The sequence below is a fragment of the Corallococcus sp. bb12-1 genome (genome assembly GCF_026626765.1).
Lineage (GTDB): Bacteria > Myxococcota > Myxococcia > Myxococcales > Myxococcaceae > Corallococcus > Corallococcus terminator.
Genome location: NZ_JAPNJZ010000028.1, coordinates 1 through 16,051 on the forward strand (window position 1 = coordinate 1; position 16,051 = coordinate 16,051).

Consider the following 16,051-nt stretch of genomic DNA (forward strand, 5'->3'; position numbering starts at 1 on the left):
CATCCCCCCGGCGGACACACCGTGGGGCCCCTCCCGGGTGCTGTACCTCCTCCACCCTTCCGACCCCATCATCTGGTGGAGCCCCGGCCTCATGGTGAAGCGGCCGGACTGGCTGCGCGAGCCCCGGGGCCCGGACGTGCTGGGCGCGATGGTGTGGATTCCCTTCGTCACGTTCTGGCAGGTGACGGCCGACCTGCCCCTGGGCATGAAGGTGCCTCCGGGCTACGGCCACGTCTACACCGGCGAGCACGTGGATGGCTGGGTCGCGCTGCTGCAACCCGAGGGCTGGAGCGCCGACAAGTCCGCGCGACTGCGCGAGCTGTTGAAGCCAGAGCCGTGAAGTGACGGAACTGGAAACACCTCGGCCCCGAAGGCGCGTGGGATTCGCGCTTCCGGGGCCGGGGTTCACGCATTCAGACGGTCCGCGACGGGCGGCTCAGTATCAATCCCAGTAGTCGATGAAGATGATGATCGTGGTGCCGTTGGGGCAGTGGTAGATGATGATCAGCGTGTGGTGGTAGCGGGAGAGCTGATCAGGCCGCCCGCCAATGAAGTTCGTCTGCCGGAACTGCGCGTCCACCGTGGTGCGCGCGAAGGGCAGCGGCTTCGGCACCTCCACGGAGGAGGTCTGCATCGTCGCGGGCAGGCGGGCCACGGCCTTGCCGGACGCGTCGATGACGTCCACCTCGCCGCGGTACTCGCCCACCTGGATGTCCTCGGCGGCCGCACGCGCGCGCAGCTTGTAGTAGCCGGCTGGGATGCCCGCCTGCGGCGCGTCCAGGAAGGTGAAGCCGAAGTCCGCGCCTTCGGGCAGCGCGGAGGCGGGGACCTGCTCGAAGCCGGCGATGCTGCTGCCTGCGAACGTCAGGCCGTCCTTCGATACGGTGACGGTCTCTTCCGGGTTGATGTCCACGCCGGCCTTCTTGGCCGCCTCATGCAACTGGGCCCGGGGGTCCGTGCACTCCAGCGTGGGAGCCTTCGGGGCGTCGATGCGCGGCAGGTACGCCGCCAGCCGCTCACCGGCGACCGCCGTGGTGGAGGTCAGGACCAGCGCCGCGACAAGGGAGAAAGCCTGGACGAACTTTCGAGTCATGGGGGCACCTTCTGGGAAATGACGAGGAGGGAAAGGCGTTCCCGTGAAGTCCACGGGAACACCACTCGTCGTCCCGCGACCGGTGCATCCCAGGTGCCAATCGCAGCTCAGGAGCCCGCCCCAGGCGACACCGCTTCCGGGGCCGGCAGGCTGTGACAGGAATGGCCACACACAGCGCCGGATTCGTAGCGCATCCCGCCACACCCGGAAGGCCATGAATCCGGTCCCGTGTCGGACATCACCTCGGGCTGGAGGGTGACGAGGTCCACCGCGGCCGAGAAGGTGCGGTCGGGGAAGCGGACGGGGCGGGGGACGGAAAGTCCAGGCCCGGCGTGCAGGTCCCCCCGTTGGGGCCCTCCATGGACAGTGACCGCATCCGGCATGCCGTTCGACGCCTGGGATTGCGCTGGGGTGAAGGCAAACCCGCTGTGTCCGCTGGGACTGTCGTGCTTTGCTGTCGGTGTTTTCCTTTCACAGGAGGCAGCGGTGGGAGCATTGGATGGGAAGATCGCGGTCATCACGGGCGGTGGCACGGGAATCGGTCTGGCGATCGCGGAGCGCTTCGCGAACGAAGGCGCGGAGGTGGTCATCGCCGGACGTCGCCAGCAACGTCTGGAGGACGCGGCGGCGCAGTTGGGGCATGGCGTCCGGGGCGTGGTCACGGACGTGGGTGACGACGCGCAGGTGAAGCGGCTCATTGATTCCGTGCCGCGCGTGGACCTGTTGGTGACGTGCGCCGGGGGCGCCGTGTTCGGAGCGGTGGAGACCGTGCCTTCGAAGGCGTGGAGGGAGCTCTTCAACGACCGGTTCTTCGGCCAGCTCTCCGCCTGCCATTACGCGGTGCCGAAGATGGACGCGGGCAGCGCCATCATCCTCTGCTCCGGCATCGCCGGACACGCCGCCCTGGTGAACTACTCCGGAGGCGCGGGCCTGTGCGGCGCGGTCAACGCCATGGGCCGCTCGCTCTCGGTCGAACTCGCGCCCAGGGGCATCCGCGTCAACGTCCTGTCGCCAGGGCTGACCCGGGATACGGCCATCGACTGGGGCGTTCCGCCCGAGCAGCTGGGCGCGTTCATGGACTCGCTCGTGAGCAACATCCCACTCAAGCGTCCGGGCACCGTCCGGGACATGGCGGATGCGGCCTACTTCCTCGCGACATGCTCCTACGCCACGGGGCAGGTCATCGACATCGACGGCGGTTGGACCGCGGTCTGAAGGCACGCCAGGGACCTTGGGCCGTCATGGATTCGTGACGCCATGACGCCCATGTCCGGAATCGGGGGAGCGCGGCGGAGCGAACGCCCTGCTGACTCCTGAGAGCGTCCTCCCTGGCATGGGGGTTGCCTATGAGGCGCGCCACCACGAGGGGGAAGTGACGATGCGGCGTTTCAGTTGGCTGATGCTGTTGTGGCTGGCCCTCCCTGGCGCTTCCGCCAGCGCCGGGGAACCGGCTCCCGAGCCTCCTCCGGCATCGGCCCAGGGCTGGTTCGAGAACCCCACCCGCACGCGCGGCCTGCTGGGTTCGACCGCGCTGCCGTTGCATGCGGGAGAGGGCTTCGTCGGACAGCAGGCGTTCTTCGCCACCGTCGCGGAGGTGGGCCTGAGCGAGCGCGTGTCCTTGAACATGGCCACGGCCATCCCCATCCAGTTGGCATTCAGCGACACCTCCTTCAGCCTCCTCGCTGGCATCAAGGTGAGCACGCCGCTGACCGAGAAGCTGCATCTGGCGTTCGGCGTGCAGGGCGGCTCCTACGACAGCGACTGGGCGGGCTCGTTGGGGCTCCACAGCGCCGTCGCTGCCTATGGCACCCTCACCTATGGGACGGCCGACGCGAACCTCTCCCTCACGGTCCAGCCCATCTACGTCTGGGTCCAGGGCGAGAATGGGAGCGTGATGGTGCTGCCCATGGTGGGGGGCTTCCTGCGCGTAGGGGAGCACTGGGGCTTCGCGGGGGAAGTCGCCATCTCACCGGCGCGCGCCATCGCCAGCGCGTTCGCCTTCGCGACGGTGGGTGCGCGGTTCATGGGGCCGCGGTGGTCCGTGGACCTGGGAGTCCTCGCCGGGCGCCAACTGGAGGGCCGGGGGGGTCCTGCCTTCGCCCCTGGCGCCTCCTTCATGTATCACTGGCGCTGAGCCGTGAAGACAGACACGCGGTCATTCCGACTCTTCGCCGTCGCGAAGCATGCGGGTGATCCGGTCGACCCACTTCGCGTCACGACGTGCCACCCCTCGCCGCAGCCTGTCCAGCCAGTCCGGCGAACCGATGGGATCCATCCAACCGCCGACATACGGCGAGATCAGCGCCTGGCTTTCAAAGCCAGCCGCACGCAGGCGCGTCACCTCCTGCCATGCGGCCGCGCAGTCCCGGGCCATCCCGGCGACGTCGACGTCGCCACCATTGCCCGGCACGGCCTGTTCCCACAGCGCCTGGTTCTGGAGACCGTGCTCGCCCAGCTCGCTTAGCATCGCGGCGAGCGAGTCCACGATGGCTTCCTGCAGCGCGAGCAATTCATTGCCCCGCGCCCCCTCCAGCGAGGCCTGCGCGAGCGCACAGGCCCGCATCGACGTGGCGATTTCACGCTCGGCGATCAGCGCATAGACCCGCTTGACGGCTTCAATGGCATCCATGCCGGGTGCTCAAGGCTTGGGCGTGGACGTCGTCGTCTTCGGCGCGGGCGTCGCCGGGGTGGTGCTCCGCACCGCCTTCGCCTTGGTGTACGTGGCCACGCGGTTGGTGACTTCGCCCATCAGGTCATTGGGGATGGGGACGGAGAGGTTGTACTGGGCGATGCGCCACCCGACGGGCTCCTTCACCAGAACGCCGCTGCCGCGCGCCGGGCCCAGGTTGGGCGTGTCCAGCGCTTCGTCGAACCACGCCGTCTGCCCGTCCTTCGACAGGAAGACATTGCGAGACACCGACTTGAAGCTCCAGGCCTTGCCCTTGGAGAAGAACGGCTTCGACCACACGCGGAACTGGTCCACCGTCCAGCGCTCCGTCCCGTCCGTGCCCATGAAGACCGCGTCCGGCGTGAAGAGCGCGAAGTAGCGCGCTTCGTTCGCCGCCGCCGCCGCGCGGTGCCAGTCGTCCAGCACCGTGGCCACCGCCACCTTCGGGTCGGCGGGGGCCTGCGTGACGGGCACGGCGGGGTTGGCGGCGAGCGTCAGCAACAACAAGGAGACGGAAGGCACCGGGTTCACCTCGACGGAAGGGGGGTTCGCGGTATGAAGCGGCACGACGTGCCCCGGGTCAAGGCACGCGGACAAGGTGGTGTGGCGTGGTGCTCGAAAGTTTTCAGGTCGGCACGGGCGATGTGCCCACGGTGTTCCTGCATGGCTTCCTCGGCAGCGGTCGCAACCTGCGCTCGCTCGCGGTCGCGTGGACGCAGGCCGACCCGCGCCGCCGCATCCTCCTGCCCGACCTCACCGGCCACGGCGCCTCACCGGCCCTGTCTCCGGACGCGGACCTGTCCACGCTCGCCCGCGACGTCGTGGACACGCTGGACGCCCAGGGCTTCACCGGCGCCATCGACTGGGTGGGCCACTCGCTGGGCGGCCGCGTGTCCCTGGCCGCGAGCCTCCACGCCTCCGGCCGCGTGGGCAGCGTCACCCTGCTGGACATCGCCCCCGGGCCCGTCCCCCTGGACCTGTCGGAGAGCGGCTACGTCCTGGACATCCTCCTGCAAGCGCCGCCCCGCGCGGACAACCGCCGGGCCCTGCGCGCGGACCTCATCGGACGCGGCCTGTCCGAAGGCCTGTCCGACTGGCTCCTCATGAACCTGGTGCCCGACGGCGACGGCGTGCGCTGGCGCTTCGACCGCGACGCCCTCTTGCGCCTGCACAAGCGCGTCATCGGCGAGGACCTCTGGCCCGCCGTGGAGCGCCCCGTCCACCCGCCCCTGCGCTGCATCCGGGGCGGTCGCAGCAAGTACGTGCCGGACGCCGCCGCCGAGCGCCTGGAGGCCGCCGGCTGCCCCGTGGCCCTGCTCCCGGACGCGGGGCACTTCGTCCACGTGGACAGTCCCCAGGCCCTGCTGGCCTGGCTGCTGGCCTGATGGATTCCCAGACCGTCCTGCTCGTCTTCATCGCCGTCGGGCTGGACGGTGTCGCGGGACTCGCGGGCGGGGTGCTGTCCGAGCGTTGGTTGCAGCGCCGGCTGCCCGCGCTGGTGGCCTTCGCCGCCGGCACCCTGCTGTGCGCCGTCTTCCTGGAGGTGCTGCCGGAGGCCGTGGCCACGCTCGGGGATTCCGCCTTCACGTGGGCCTTTGGCAGCTTCGTCGCACTGGCCCTCCTGGAGTGGGCGCTGGGCCATCACCACCACCAGGCCGAAGCCGCGGCGGGACACGTGCATGGCCATGCCCATGGGCACACGCATGCGCACGGCGCGCCCACCCTGCCGTCGGCGTTGCTGGCGTCGGATGCGCTGCACAACATCGGCGATGGCGCGGCCGTGGCGGCCGCCTTCCTCGTGTCCCCCAACGCGGGCTTCGCCACCGCGTTCGCCGTCATCATCCACGAGCTGCCGCAGGAGGTGGGCGACTACGCGCTCCTGCGCGCCGCGGGCTGGTCCCGGGCGAAGTCGCTCGTCGCGCTGGGCGCGGTGCAGCTCACCGCCGCGGTGGGCGCCGGAGCCGTGCTGGTGGGCACCCAGCACCTGCCCTCGCTCCAGGGCACCGTGCTGGCCATCGCCGGGGGCTCGTTCCTCTACATCGGCGCGGTGGACCTCCTGCCGGACCTGCGCCGGGGTCCGGACTCGCGCCAGCGCGTGGTGGGCTTCCTGTGCGGCCTGCTGCTCATCGGCGGCCTGCATTTCGTGGAGCGGTTCCTCGGCGCCCACCACTGAGCGAGGATGCGGTCCATGCAAGCAAAGTCCGTGATTGTCACCGGTGCCTCGTCGGGCATCGGCGAGGCGCTGGCGGTGGCCCTGGCGGCCCGGGGTGCGAACGTGACGCTGGCCGCGCGCGATGGCGCCGCGCTGGAGCGGGTGAAGGCCCGGTGCGAGGCCGCCGGCGGCAAGGCGCTCGCGGTGCCCACCGACGTGGGGGAGCCAGAGGCGTGTCAGCGGCTCGTGGAGCGGGCTGTGTCTGAGTTCGGCGGCGTGGACGTGCTCGTCAACAACGCGGGCATCACCATGCACGCTCGGTTCGAGGACGTGAAGGACCTGGGTCTCTTCGAGCGGCTGATGCGCATCAACTACCTGGGCGCGGTGCACTGCACGTTCCACGCGCTGCCGCACATCAAGGCGCGCAAGGGATTGCTCGTCGCCATCTCGTCGCTCACGGGCAAGACGGGCGTGCCCACGCGCACCGGCTACGCCGCCAGCAAGCACGCCATGCAGGGCTTCTTCGATTCGCTGCGCATCGAGCTGCTGGGCACCGGCACCGACGTGCTCGTGGTGTCGCCGGGCTTCGTGGCCACGGGCATCCGCGCGAACGCGCTGGGCGCCGAAGGCCGGCCCCTGGGAGAGAGCCCCCGCGACGAGGAGGGCGCCACCATGGACGTGGACACCTGCGTGGGCCTCATCCTGCGCGCCATGGAGCGGCGCGACCGCGAGGTGGTGATGACGCTCACCGCCCGCGTGGGCCTGGTGCTCAAGCTCGTCGCCCCGGGGCTGCTCGACACGCTGGCCGCGCGCGCCATCCGGGGCAAGAAGGCCTGAGCAGGACGGGCTACTTCTCCAGCTTCGACACCATGCCCCACAGGCCGTCGAAGGTGGCGTTGCCCACCTGGTGCAGGCCGAAGCCCCAGAGGAAGGCGGACATCCACGCACCGGAGCCGCCCCACGTGGGGGAGAAGACATCCAGCAACTGGAGCCCCAGCAGCACCGCGATGATGGACATCATCCCCAGCACCGCGAGCTCCACCTTCCACAGGTCGCTGGAGCGCGGCAGGGGGATCCAGTCCAGGTTCACCAGCGCGTCGGTGCCCGTCTTCGTGGTTCCCGGTGGAGGCAGGGGCGTGATGCTGCCACCCGCGGGCGCGCCGGGCAGCGGCGGCGGGGCCTCCGCGGGCTTCTGGGAGAAGGGGTCCAGCGTCACGTCCGGGAACGCCTCCAGCACCGACTGCCGGCTGCCGATGGACGCCGCCTTCTGCCGCAGTGTCGCGTGGCGCTCGAAGGACTCGCGGGCGGCGCGGTAGTCGGGCGTGGCCAGGTTCGCCTCGCCCTGATCCAGGTGCGCGCGCGCCGACTTGAGCCGCGCATCCACCTCCGACTCCCACTCCGACAGGGCGCCCATGTCGCCTCCCACCTCCGCATGGGCGGCCGTCAGCGCCTCCTCCAGGTTGTCCACCAGCGCGCGCAGGTACAGCGCCTGCGCGGACTGGTAGTACAGGAAGGCCTCGTCCACGCTGGCCGACTTGCGCGCCCGCGCCCGGGCAAGCTGCTCCGCCACGCGCGTGCGCAGCTCCGACCACTCCTCCGGCGTGAAGCCCCCGGGCAGCTCCCGGCCGGAGAGCGAGCCCTCCAGGTCCGACAGGAGGATTTCGAGGAACGCCTCGCGCGCGGTGTCCACCAGCCGGCGCGACGCGTCCAGGTCGGTGCCAGGAAGCTGCTGTCGCGCTCGCAACAGGTACAGGGGCAGCTCCCCCTGGAGCCGGCGGCTCACCGCGTCGTCTCCGCGCTGGGAGACCAATGTCTGGGATTGCTGCTCCAGCTCCTCCAGCCTTGATGCCAGCACCGCGCGGGCCACGCCCTCCAGGTCCAGCGTGCGCAAATACTGCGCCTGCTCCGTGAAGTCCGCGGACGTGGCCTGGTCGTTCTGGAGCAGAGTCTCCACCGCCTTGAGCTTCTTCTCCGCGTCCAGCAGGGCCATGCCCTTGAGCGCTTCCAACTGGCGCAGGAGGACGGACCAGAGCGAGAACAACTGGAGGCGCGCTTCGAAGAGCGACAGCACCGAGTCCTGCACCACCAGCCCGCTCAGGGGCCGCTGGATGTTCTCCAACAGCGCGTCCACCTGCCGCCGCAGCGACGCGGCCACCGCCGCCTCGCGCTCCAGCGGACGGGCGGGCACCAGTTCCTGCAACTTCTGGCGCGCCGCCTCCGCCCGACCGCGCAGCGTCACGCGCGGGCGCACGCGCTGCACGTAGAAGCGCACCGCCGCGGACGTCACCACGCCCAGGAAGATGAGGAACGCGCCCCACAGGGCCGGCGTCTTCACCCAGACGGTGAAGGTCTGCTCCACCGGCGCGCCCTGGGGCACGAGCAGCCGCACCGTGCCGGTGTACTCGCCGGACTCCGGCAGGCCGTCCACATCCAGGCTCAGCAGGCCCGTGCCGTTCGCGGGCACCTGGAACACGCCCCCCGGGTCCATGCCTCCCTCCGCGCTGGCGTCGTCGCCCGAGGCGGCCTGTCCCCGGAAGGACCAGTGCGCGTCCTGCGCCTGCACGGGCGCCGCGCCGTTGCCCGCCCCGCCCTCCTTGCGGTCCAATTGCACCACCGCCGCGGGCCCCACCGCGCCGCCCACGCCCGCCGTCTCCTTGAAGGTCAGCCGCACCGTGGCCTTCCCGGAGAAGGGGCCCAGCGTCCAGCCGCGCGCGGGAGAGACGGGGTAGAACTGCACCGTCGGGGCCACCGCCACGCGCTGGATGACCAGCGTGGCCACCTCCCGCACGCCGTCCCCCAACAACACCACGCGGCCCTTGTACTCACCGGGCGAGGGCAGCTCCGCGGTCAGCACCACCGTCACCGGCTGCCGCACGGAGATGGGGGCCTCCATCGCGCCGTCCGCCGCCGTCCCCACGCGCACCGTCACCGGCACCTGCGTGCCGTCCGTGGACAGCAGTGGATCCACCAGCACCGTCAACCGCGTGTCCGCCGGTGCTTCGCCTCCTGCTTCCGCGGACGCGGTCAGCAGGTCCACCCGCAGCACCGTCTCCACGTGGCCGGTGGACGTGCGCAGCCGCACCTCGTTGTTGGCGTTCACCCCCGCGACGCTGAAACGCGGCGCCGCGAGCGCGAGCGTCGGAAGCAGGCAGAGCACCGCCCACGTCAGGCCCGCTGCTGCGCGCGGGGAGACGGTCACGGTCGTGCGACTTCGAGCGGGAAGGCCCATGCGTGGACGATAGCAGTCCCCTCCCCCGGCCCCGCATCCCAACAGCGCGTGTCGTCAGTCCCAGCCCAGGCGGCGCAATACGCCGGGCGGCAGGCTGGCGCGGATGGCCTCCAGGGGGATGCCCTCGTCGTCCTCGGCGGCTTCGTGGCCGGGGCGCGGGTCTCCGCTGTGGTGCAGCGCGACCAGCTCCAGGTCCTGCGTGAAGCACGGCGAACCGGACGAGCCCGGGTGCGTGTTGGTGCAGTACGTGATGCGCGTCCGCGAATGGTTGAGCGCCTGGAACGTGTCCAGCGCCACCTGCATCGGCCGGCCCTTGGGGTGCTGCACGACGAGCGCCAGCGAGCCGGTGGTGAAGGGCGTGGGCGACGGGGGCAGCGGGACGAAGCCGCGCGGATGGTCACCCAGCCGGTCCTCGCCGGGGGCGTCCTGGATCTGCAGGAAGGCGTAGTCCAGCTCGTCGCGCGTGGCTTCCCGCGGGCGGGGGTGCATCAGGTCCGCCGGACTGTGCGGACTCTGCGCCAGGCACGCCGTCACCGCGTACACCCGGCCGGGGTGCACCGCGATGCGGTCCGGCAGCACCTTCAGGTCGAAGCGCACGCGCAGCGCCTCCAACAACCGGTGCTCGATGACGTGCGAATTGGTGAGCACCACGTCCGGCGCCACCAGGAAGCCCGTGCCCAGCGCGCGGCCTCCGTCCAGTTCCACCCGGCACACCCGCCGCGACAGGAGGGCCAGCCGGTCCCTCCAGGCCTCCGGCGTCATGGGCTGCTTCGCCGCCTGGACGATGCGCGCCAACGCACTGCCAGACACGCTGCGCTGCACGGAGGAGTGATACGACTGGAGGAAGCGGCGGATGCGCGGATGGCCCGGCGCCGCCGCCTGCGCGCCGCGCACGAGCACGTCCGTCCACCCTTCCGCTTCCGCGGTGTGCACGAGCGTCCGGGCCCGGGCAGCGCTCTCGCCCTCCACGGGGGGCGCGAACTCCCGACCGCACTTCACCGTGACCATCCGGTGGAGCTCCTCCACCGAGGCGAATGCGCCCAGGAGGGCGTGGGTGAGTTCCTCCCGCTCGGAGCCTTCAAGCTCCATCCGTGTCCTCTCGCGGCCGCTCAGCTCACGCCTGCCGTGTGACTTGCAGTGTACGCATGCGGGCCGCGATTGCACTGCGACCGGAGCGCTCGCCGGGCCGGGCCCCCGCGCCACTTCCGCCCGCCACCCTGCGTCGCCCGCGACCGGATGGACGGTGCGGCTCCCAGGTCGGGAGTGGGGAATGACCCTGAGCTGGACCCAGGTCCCATGCCCAGGGACTTCAGGGAGGGGTGCGGGCACCCCTGCTCCGGTTCAGCGCACCGCCCAGGTGGTGGGCGGCAACAACGAGGTGACGCCCGGCTGCCCCGGCACATCCAGCCGCGAGGCGCCCGCCTGCAACGTCCCGGCGAGCGTGGGCAACACACGGAAGGCAACCTGCACTGGCGCCGCGCCCTGCGTCCGCGGGGCGATGCGCAGCGACAGCAGCCCGTCCTGCACCTCCCAGGAGGCGATCCGTCCCAACGACACCAGCGCGTCCAGGCTGGCGGTGTCCACCTGCACGCCGGCCGGCAGCTCCTGCTGGAACACCAGCGGCATGAACGAGGGCGCGCCCACCACCACGCGCATCTCCGCGAGCTGGCCCACCCGGGCGTCCTTCGGCCCGTCCACCGTCAGCTCCAGGCCGCCCTTCGCCTCGTTCTTCCAGGGCACCGTCGCGGCCAGCGCCAGCGAGAAGCCCAGCCCCGGCACCGCGGGCTCCGCGCGCACCGTCCACGCGTGCGTCCCCGCCGAACCCGGGGCCGCGGCCTCCAGCGCCAGCACCTCGCGCAGCGCCTTCGCGTCGTAGGTGCCTTCGGTGACAACCTTCCCGTCGCGCTCCAGCGTCACGCGCACCTGGGCCGGCAGCGGCTCCCGGAAGAGCACCAGCGCCGCGCGCAGGCCCACGCGGTTCGCCTGCCCATCCCCCCAGCCCTGGCCGGGCGAGTAGCGCGCCAGCAGGAAGGCGCCCAGGTCCGCGAGCGGCGCCTTCGCATCGCCCTGCAGGGCGAGCACCGCCATCGCCGTGGCCTCCACGACGGAGGGCTCCTCGCCATCCGCGCGCACCGTGCCCGGCTCCACCGACAGGGACGCGGTGCCATCCGCGCCCTGCTTCACCGCTTCACGCACGCGGGTGCGCAGCGCGTCCGCCACGCTGCCCGTCACCGCGCCCTCCGCCAGCAGCACCGCCGCCGTGTAGCCATCCTTCACCTGCGGCAGGTAGCGCTCGAAGACGCCCGCGGAGCGCGCCGTGAAGGCCGAGGCGCGCTGCTTGCCCGCGTCCGTCCCCACCGCCGCGCGCACCGTGCGCGCGCAGTCCGCCGTCGCCACCAGCAGGCGCTGGAGCGGCCAGCCCTCACCGCCCTGACAGGTGCCATCCGGACGCTGCGCCTTCGCCACCTGGTCCACGAGCCGTTCACCCAACCGCGCGAGTACCGGGTTGTCCGGGTGGGCCAGCGCCCCTTCCGCGAGCCGCGTCGCCACGTCCACCGACGGCGCCCTCGCGGCCCGCAGCACCCGCTGCCCCGCCACCTGGGCCAGGGCCTTCAGCGCGGCCGCGTCCGGCGTCTCGCCCAGCGCCTGGAGCAGCGTGGGCGCCTGCCCCGCGAGCAGCAGCGCGTACGCATCCGCGGCCACATCCCCGGGCCTGCGCTCCACCGCCGCCAGCTCCGCGCGCACCACGCCCAGCGCGCCCGGGTACACCTGGAGCCGCACCCGTTCGCTGCCGGCCTGCGCGTCCGTCGGCACGCTCAGGGACAGCGTGCGCGGCGCCGCCAGCGAGCCGCCCCGCGTCTGGACCACGGGCTGCCCGGTGGCCCACACGTCGAAGTCGCGCACCACCGCGTCGGCGTCACCCAGCGAGGCCCGCACCGTCACCGGCCCCGCGCCCTGGGCGCGCACCGTCACCAGCTCCACCGCGCTGCCCCGCGCGGGCACCTTCACCGTGCGCGAGCCGGCCTCCACCTGCGCGCCCCGCACGTCCACCTTCAGCGCGGCCACCACCTCCTTGTCGGTGGTGTTCACCACCTGCACCGGCAGGCGCACCGTGTCGCCCGCGCGCAGGAAGGGCGGCAGCACCGGATCCACGTAGGTGGGCAGCGTGCCCGCGAAGGACGTCACCGCCCCGGCCTGGGCACCGGAGCGCGAGTGCGCGAGCGCCAGCACCCGCCACTGCGTCAGCCGGTCCGGCACGCGCACGGGCACCGTCGCCTGGCCGCTTGCATCCGTCACCACCAGGGGCTCGAAGAGGAACGTCTCCGGGAACCACGCGCGGGTGGGCGCGGCCGCCCCGTCCGCGCCCGGCTCCGGGGGTTCGGCCTTCTCCTCCTCGGCGAACGAGTCGTCGCCGTCCATCTCCGCCGTGACGGGGGCCATGGCCGACGGGGCCTGCGCCATTCCGCCCCCGCCCGGTCCCGCTCCGCGCGAGCCCAGGCCGCCCTCGTCGAAGGACGCCCCGCCGAAGGACTTCATGCTCTTCTTGCCGAGGTAAAGCGCCGACACCTCCATCGGTGGCGCCGCTTCTCCCGAGAGCGCGCTGGCGGACGCCCCGAAGAGTCCCCTCACGCTGTCGCCCACGATCCCCAGCACCACCACGGCCCCCACGCCCAACACGAAGCCCACGGCCCCGCCCTTCAGTCCGCGCGAAATCATGGCGACTCCTGGGCGACCCACGCGCCCCAGTTCACGACGTCTTCCGGCAACCGGGTTCCACTCACCACCACCGCGCGTGGATCCGTCAGCGACAGCAGGTCCTCGGGCAGGCGCGACAGCCGCAGCCTGCGCCCGAACGCGTCCGTCACCTTCTCGCCGCGCTGCTCACACGCTTCGAGCGATTCCTTCCACAACCGGGCAGCGCCCGCGGGATCCAACGTCTCCCCCTTGGGCGCCGTCTCCTCCCACTTGCGCGTGCGTGCGTGCAGCTCCGTCAGCACCGCGTAGAAGGGCTCTGTCAGCTCCGCGTCCGGTGAGAAGGGGCTGGTCGCGTTCGCCGTCACGCGCGCCTCCAGCTCCTCCGGCTTCGGCACCTCCGTCACGCGCAGCAGCGCCGCCGCCGCCGCGTTCGCGCCCCGGATGCGGCCCATCGCCAGCGCCTGTCCGTCCAGCACCCCGAAGGCCGGCGTCGCCACCGTGGGCGCGGGCCTCAGGCCCTCCAGCGCATCCGCGCCCGGCAGCGGCGCGAGCTGCGAGAGCGTCTCATCCACGCCGAAGAGGCCCACCGCCGCGGGCCCCTCCTTGCCATCCACCACCGTGTGCACCTGCAGGTGGGCCAGCTCCCCGGGCGCGTACGCGGGCTTGTCCGGCGACACCTCCACCGCCAGCTGCGCGCGCGGCGCCACGTACACGCGCGCCTGCGCTTCCACACCCTCCACGTGGGCCCAGCCCTCGAAGTCCGCGGGCAGCGTGAAGCGCGCCGAGCGTGAGGGCGCGTCCACCTCCGCCTTCAACCGCGCGCTCCCCGCCACCAGCTCCAGCGTCCGGGGCAGTTCGCCCACGAAGCCCGGGCCGCGCAGCAGCTCCACCTTCACGGCCTCGCCCGCCTTCGCCAGCACCGGCGTCGCGCGCAGGCGCAAGGGCGGCAGCCTCGCGGGACGCAGCACCAGCTTCGTGTCGCCCACGTCCTGGCCGTCCCACTTCGCCTTCACCTTCAGCTCGTAGCCCAGGAACGTGGTGGCCTGGGCCTGGAGGGTGCGCCCCCCATTCCACGGGGGCTGCACGCTGAAGCGCACCACGCCCATGGCGCCTCCGACGGGCGAGCCGTCCGCCACCGCCTCTCCGGACTGCGACGACGGCAGGCGGAGCCGGGAGAAGCGCTCCTTCAGGCAGGGCAGCACCGCCGCGGAGAACGCGGTGTCGCGGGCGGGCAGCGGCAGCCACGACAGCACCACGTCGCGCTTGCCAGGCACCTGTCGCCACGTCAGCACGGCGGGCAGCGTGGAGGACCCGGACAGGTCCAAAGGCAGACACGCCCGGGCATCCAGCGCGGGGCGGCTCAAGGCCGCCTCTATTTCGTGCGTGTTCCCGGTGGCCGTCTGGACATGGGGTTGCAGCGAGGGCAGGCCCGGGTCCATGACGCGGAACTGGAGCGCGAGCATCCGCTCCGCGCCGGGGGGCAGCCCCCGCGCCTTCAGAACGGACGCCATGCACGCCCCCGTCCCCTCGTCCGCGCCGGCCACGTCCAGCACCTGTCCCGACGGGCCCACCCGCGCCGCGAGCGCCACCATGGCGGCCCCATTGGAGGCGACGAAGCGGGCGCAGGGGTGGAAGGCGGGCAGGAGGCGCTCCAGCGCGAGCTGATCCGCGAGCGCCGGCTGCTGACCTCCCCGGTCATTCAGCAGGTCCTGGGATGACGCCAGCGACACCGGCGGCGGACGCGGGATGGGCCGGACCGGCAGGGGCGGCACCACCACGTTCACCGCGGGGCCGGGGTCCATCTGGAAGGCGGCCACGCCGTCCTCGTCCGCCACCGCGCTCACGCCGGGGTCCTTGGGGTCCCACGCGCGCGTCACCGTCACCTCCGCGCCCGGCAGCACCCGGCCGGAGGCGGTGGTGGCGCGCAGGTAGACGCGGTTGCTGAAGCCCGCGACCAGCCCGTCCTCCAGCTCCGTCACCGCCGACACGGCCAGCGCGTCCTCGGACAACAGGAGCGACACCGCGCCCCTCACCGGCTCGCCCGTGGCGTCCCGCGCCTCCACGCGCGCGCTCAGCGTGGACTGTCCGCGCAGGTCCGCGGGCACGCGCGGCAGCGTCACCCGGAAGCGACCCGCGGCATCCGTGCGCGCCTTCTTCGGCAGCTCCCCCCTGAGCCACTCCGTCGGCGGCGGCCACGCACCGGCATGGCTCCACTCCAGCGCCACGTCCGTGTCCGCCACCGGCGCCCCGGATGCGTATGCCACCTCGCCCGTCACCTCCGGCGTTTCGTTGGCCCGCCAGAAAGGCTTCGGGCTCCGGGCCTCCAGCCGCATGCGAGGCAGCGTGAAGGGCTCCACCGTGAAGTGGGCTTCGCCGGAAGCGCCGCCGCTCGTCCACGCCACCGTCCAGTCGCCCGTGGGAGCGCCCCGGTCCAGCGGCAGGTCCCCGGCCACCACGCCCCAGGGGCCCGCGGGCGCGCGCTCCTCCAGCACCACCTCCCCGGTGGGGTCCTTCACGCTCCACGTCCCCGGCCGGCCGTCGAGCGGCGACAAGTCCTTCGCCCTGAGCGCCACCGCGCGGAAGCGCACCCGGTGCCCGGGCTCATAGAGGGGCCGGTCGGTCAGCACCCGCACCCGCGCCGGCGCGTACAGCGGCAGGGGCGCGTCCACCGTGTCGGTGCCCAGCGGCGTGGTGATGCGCGCGCGCAGCTGGTAGTCCCCGTCCGGCACCTGCGGCAGCGTCACCGGCGCGTTCAGCGGACCGTTGCCCTCGCGCTTCCAGCTGGACTTCGCATCCACCGGCAGGGGCGTCTCCTTGCCGGCCGCGTCCACCAGGAACAGCTCGGTGGAGCCCCGGCCCACGCGCGCCTTGAGCGCGTTGCCGCGTTCGTCCACCGCGTGCGCGTCCGCCCAGACCGACACGCGGCTGGAAGCGCCTCGCGCCAGCCCGTGCGCGGACACCCCCGCCGTCTGGCGGAACTTCCCATCCGGACACCGGGGGACCTCCACCCCCTGGAAGACCCAGGCGGACAGACACCGCCCGGAAGCCACGTAGGCCAGGCTTCCCCCCAGGACCAACAACCCCAGGCCCCCGGCCACCCACCGCTGGCGATGGTTTCGCACTGTCATGCATTCTCCCCGTCCAGCCACTGTACGCTGGAAAGCCCACGGAGGGTCCCGCCCCCCCAGCTTCTGCCGCGCACGGGGGTGGGTG

Annotated in this window: 13 protein-coding genes; 6 read left to right on the forward strand and 7 right to left on the reverse strand. The window is 72.4% G+C overall.

Annotation, left to right across the window (positions count from 1 at the left end):
• A partial coding sequence (locus tag OV208_RS33860) for an alpha/beta-hydrolase family protein (protein ID WP_267578066.1) occupies nucleotides 1-340 on the forward strand: 340 nt, incomplete at its 5' end.
• 102 nt (nucleotides 341-442) lie between these two features.
• Here the strand turns inward: OV208_RS33860 and OV208_RS33865 are convergent.
• Nucleotides 443-1,093: a hypothetical protein gene (locus tag OV208_RS33865; RefSeq protein WP_267578067.1), complete on the reverse strand. Its 651-nt coding sequence runs from the start codon at nucleotides 1,091-1,093 to the stop codon at nucleotides 443-445.
• 486 nt (nucleotides 1,094-1,579) lie between these two features.
• Here OV208_RS33865 and OV208_RS33870 point away from each other — a divergent pair, with 486 nt between their 5' ends.
• Together OV208_RS33870 and OV208_RS33875 are read left to right on the forward strand one after the other, a co-directional pair.
• Nucleotides 1,580-2,308: an SDR family NAD(P)-dependent oxidoreductase gene (locus OV208_RS33870; protein WP_267578068.1), complete on the forward strand. Its 729-nt coding sequence runs from the start codon at nucleotides 1,580-1,582 to the stop codon at nucleotides 2,306-2,308.
• A 163-nt stretch (nucleotides 2,309-2,471) separates the two neighbouring features.
• Nucleotides 2,472-3,227 (forward strand): hypothetical protein, encoded by a 756-nt coding sequence (locus OV208_RS33875; protein WP_267578069.1) that lies wholly within the window; start codon nucleotides 2,472-2,474, stop codon nucleotides 3,225-3,227.
• Between the two features lie 21 nt (nucleotides 3,228-3,248).
• Here OV208_RS33875 and OV208_RS33880 read toward each other — a convergent pair whose 3' ends face one another.
• Nucleotides 3,249-3,722 (reverse strand): hypothetical protein, encoded by a 474-nt coding sequence (locus OV208_RS33880; protein ID WP_267578070.1) that lies wholly within the window; start codon nucleotides 3,720-3,722, stop codon nucleotides 3,249-3,251.
• A gap of 9 nt (nucleotides 3,723-3,731) precedes the next feature.
• Nucleotides 3,732-4,283: a nuclear transport factor 2 family protein gene (locus tag OV208_RS33885; protein ID WP_267578071.1), complete on the reverse strand. Its 552-nt coding sequence runs from the start codon at nucleotides 4,281-4,283 to the stop codon at nucleotides 3,732-3,734.
• Between the two features lie 86 nt (nucleotides 4,284-4,369).
• Here OV208_RS33885 and OV208_RS33890 point away from each other — a divergent pair, with 86 nt between their 5' ends.
• Genes OV208_RS33890 through OV208_RS33900 form a run of 3 tightly spaced genes read left to right on the forward strand, consistent with a single transcriptional unit; the run spans nucleotide 4,370 to nucleotide 6,750 of the window.
• A complete protein-coding gene (locus OV208_RS33890; RefSeq protein WP_267578072.1) occupies nucleotides 4,370-5,146 on the forward strand; it encodes an alpha/beta fold hydrolase in 777 nt (258 codons plus the stop codon).
• Nucleotides 5,146-5,934, forward strand: a complete 789-nt coding sequence (locus tag OV208_RS33895; RefSeq protein ID WP_267578073.1) for a ZIP family metal transporter — start codon at nucleotides 5,146-5,148, stop codon at nucleotides 5,932-5,934. Before OV208_RS33890 ends, OV208_RS33895 begins: the two co-directional genes overlap by 1 nt.
• Before the next feature lie 6 nt (nucleotides 5,935-5,940).
• On the forward strand, nucleotides 5,941-6,750 hold the full coding sequence (locus tag OV208_RS33900; protein WP_267578074.1) for an SDR family oxidoreductase: 810 nt from the start codon (nucleotides 5,941-5,943) through the stop codon (nucleotides 6,748-6,750).
• A gap of 10 nt (nucleotides 6,751-6,760) precedes the next feature.
• Here OV208_RS33900 and OV208_RS33905 read toward each other — a convergent pair whose 3' ends face one another.
• From OV208_RS33905 to OV208_RS33920, 4 genes are all read right to left on the reverse strand, one after another.
• The gene (locus OV208_RS33905; RefSeq protein WP_267578075.1) at nucleotides 6,761-9,112 is read right to left on the reverse strand and encodes a hypothetical protein; all 2,352 of its coding nucleotides are present in this window, start codon (nucleotides 9,110-9,112) and stop codon (nucleotides 6,761-6,763) included.
• Between the two features lie 84 nt (nucleotides 9,113-9,196).
• Nucleotides 9,197-10,231, reverse strand: a complete 1,035-nt coding sequence (locus OV208_RS33910; protein ID WP_267578076.1) for a trypsin-like peptidase domain-containing protein — start codon at nucleotides 10,229-10,231, stop codon at nucleotides 9,197-9,199.
• Nucleotides 10,232-10,483: 252 nt separating this feature from the next.
• The gene (locus OV208_RS33915) at nucleotides 10,484-12,859 is read right to left on the reverse strand and encodes an alpha-2-macroglobulin family protein (RefSeq protein WP_267578077.1); all 2,376 of its coding nucleotides are present in this window, start codon (nucleotides 12,857-12,859) and stop codon (nucleotides 10,484-10,486) included.
• Nucleotides 12,856-15,966, reverse strand: coding sequence for an MG2 domain-containing protein (locus OV208_RS33920; RefSeq protein ID WP_267578078.1), 3,111 nt, complete (start codon nucleotides 15,964-15,966; stop codon nucleotides 12,856-12,858). The genes OV208_RS33915 and OV208_RS33920 overlap by 4 nt, the downstream gene beginning before the upstream one ends.
• Between the last annotated feature and the right edge of the window lie 85 nt (nucleotides 15,967-16,051).

Excerpts from the sequence above, each read along its gene's own strand:
- OV208_RS33875 (WP_267578069.1), top strand. The coding sequence starts at position 2,472 with ATGCGGCGTTTCAGTTGGCTGATGCTGTTGTGGCTGGCCCTCCCTGGC.
- OV208_RS33865 (WP_267578067.1), bottom strand. The coding sequence starts at position 1,093 with ATGACTCGAAAGTTCGTCCAGGCTTTCTCCCTTGTCGCGGCGCTGGTC.
- OV208_RS33920 (WP_267578078.1), bottom strand. The coding sequence starts at position 15,966 with ATGACAGTGCGAAACCATCGCCAGCGGTGGGTGGCCGGGGGCCTGGGG.
- OV208_RS33900 (WP_267578074.1), top strand. The coding sequence starts at position 5,941 with ATGCGGTCCATGCAAGCAAAGTCCGTGATTGTCACCGGTGCCTCGTCG.
- OV208_RS33880 (WP_267578070.1), bottom strand. The coding sequence starts at position 3,722 with ATGGATGCCATTGAAGCCGTCAAGCGGGTCTATGCGCTGATCGCCGAG.
- OV208_RS33915 (WP_267578077.1), bottom strand. The coding sequence starts at position 12,859 with ATGATTTCGCGCGGACTGAAGGGCGGGGCCGTGGGCTTCGTGTTGGGC.
- OV208_RS33910 (WP_267578076.1), bottom strand. The coding sequence starts at position 10,231 with ATGGAGCTTGAAGGCTCCGAGCGGGAGGAACTCACCCACGCCCTCCTG.
- OV208_RS33895 (WP_267578073.1), top strand. The coding sequence starts at position 5,146 with ATGGATTCCCAGACCGTCCTGCTCGTCTTCATCGCCGTCGGGCTGGAC.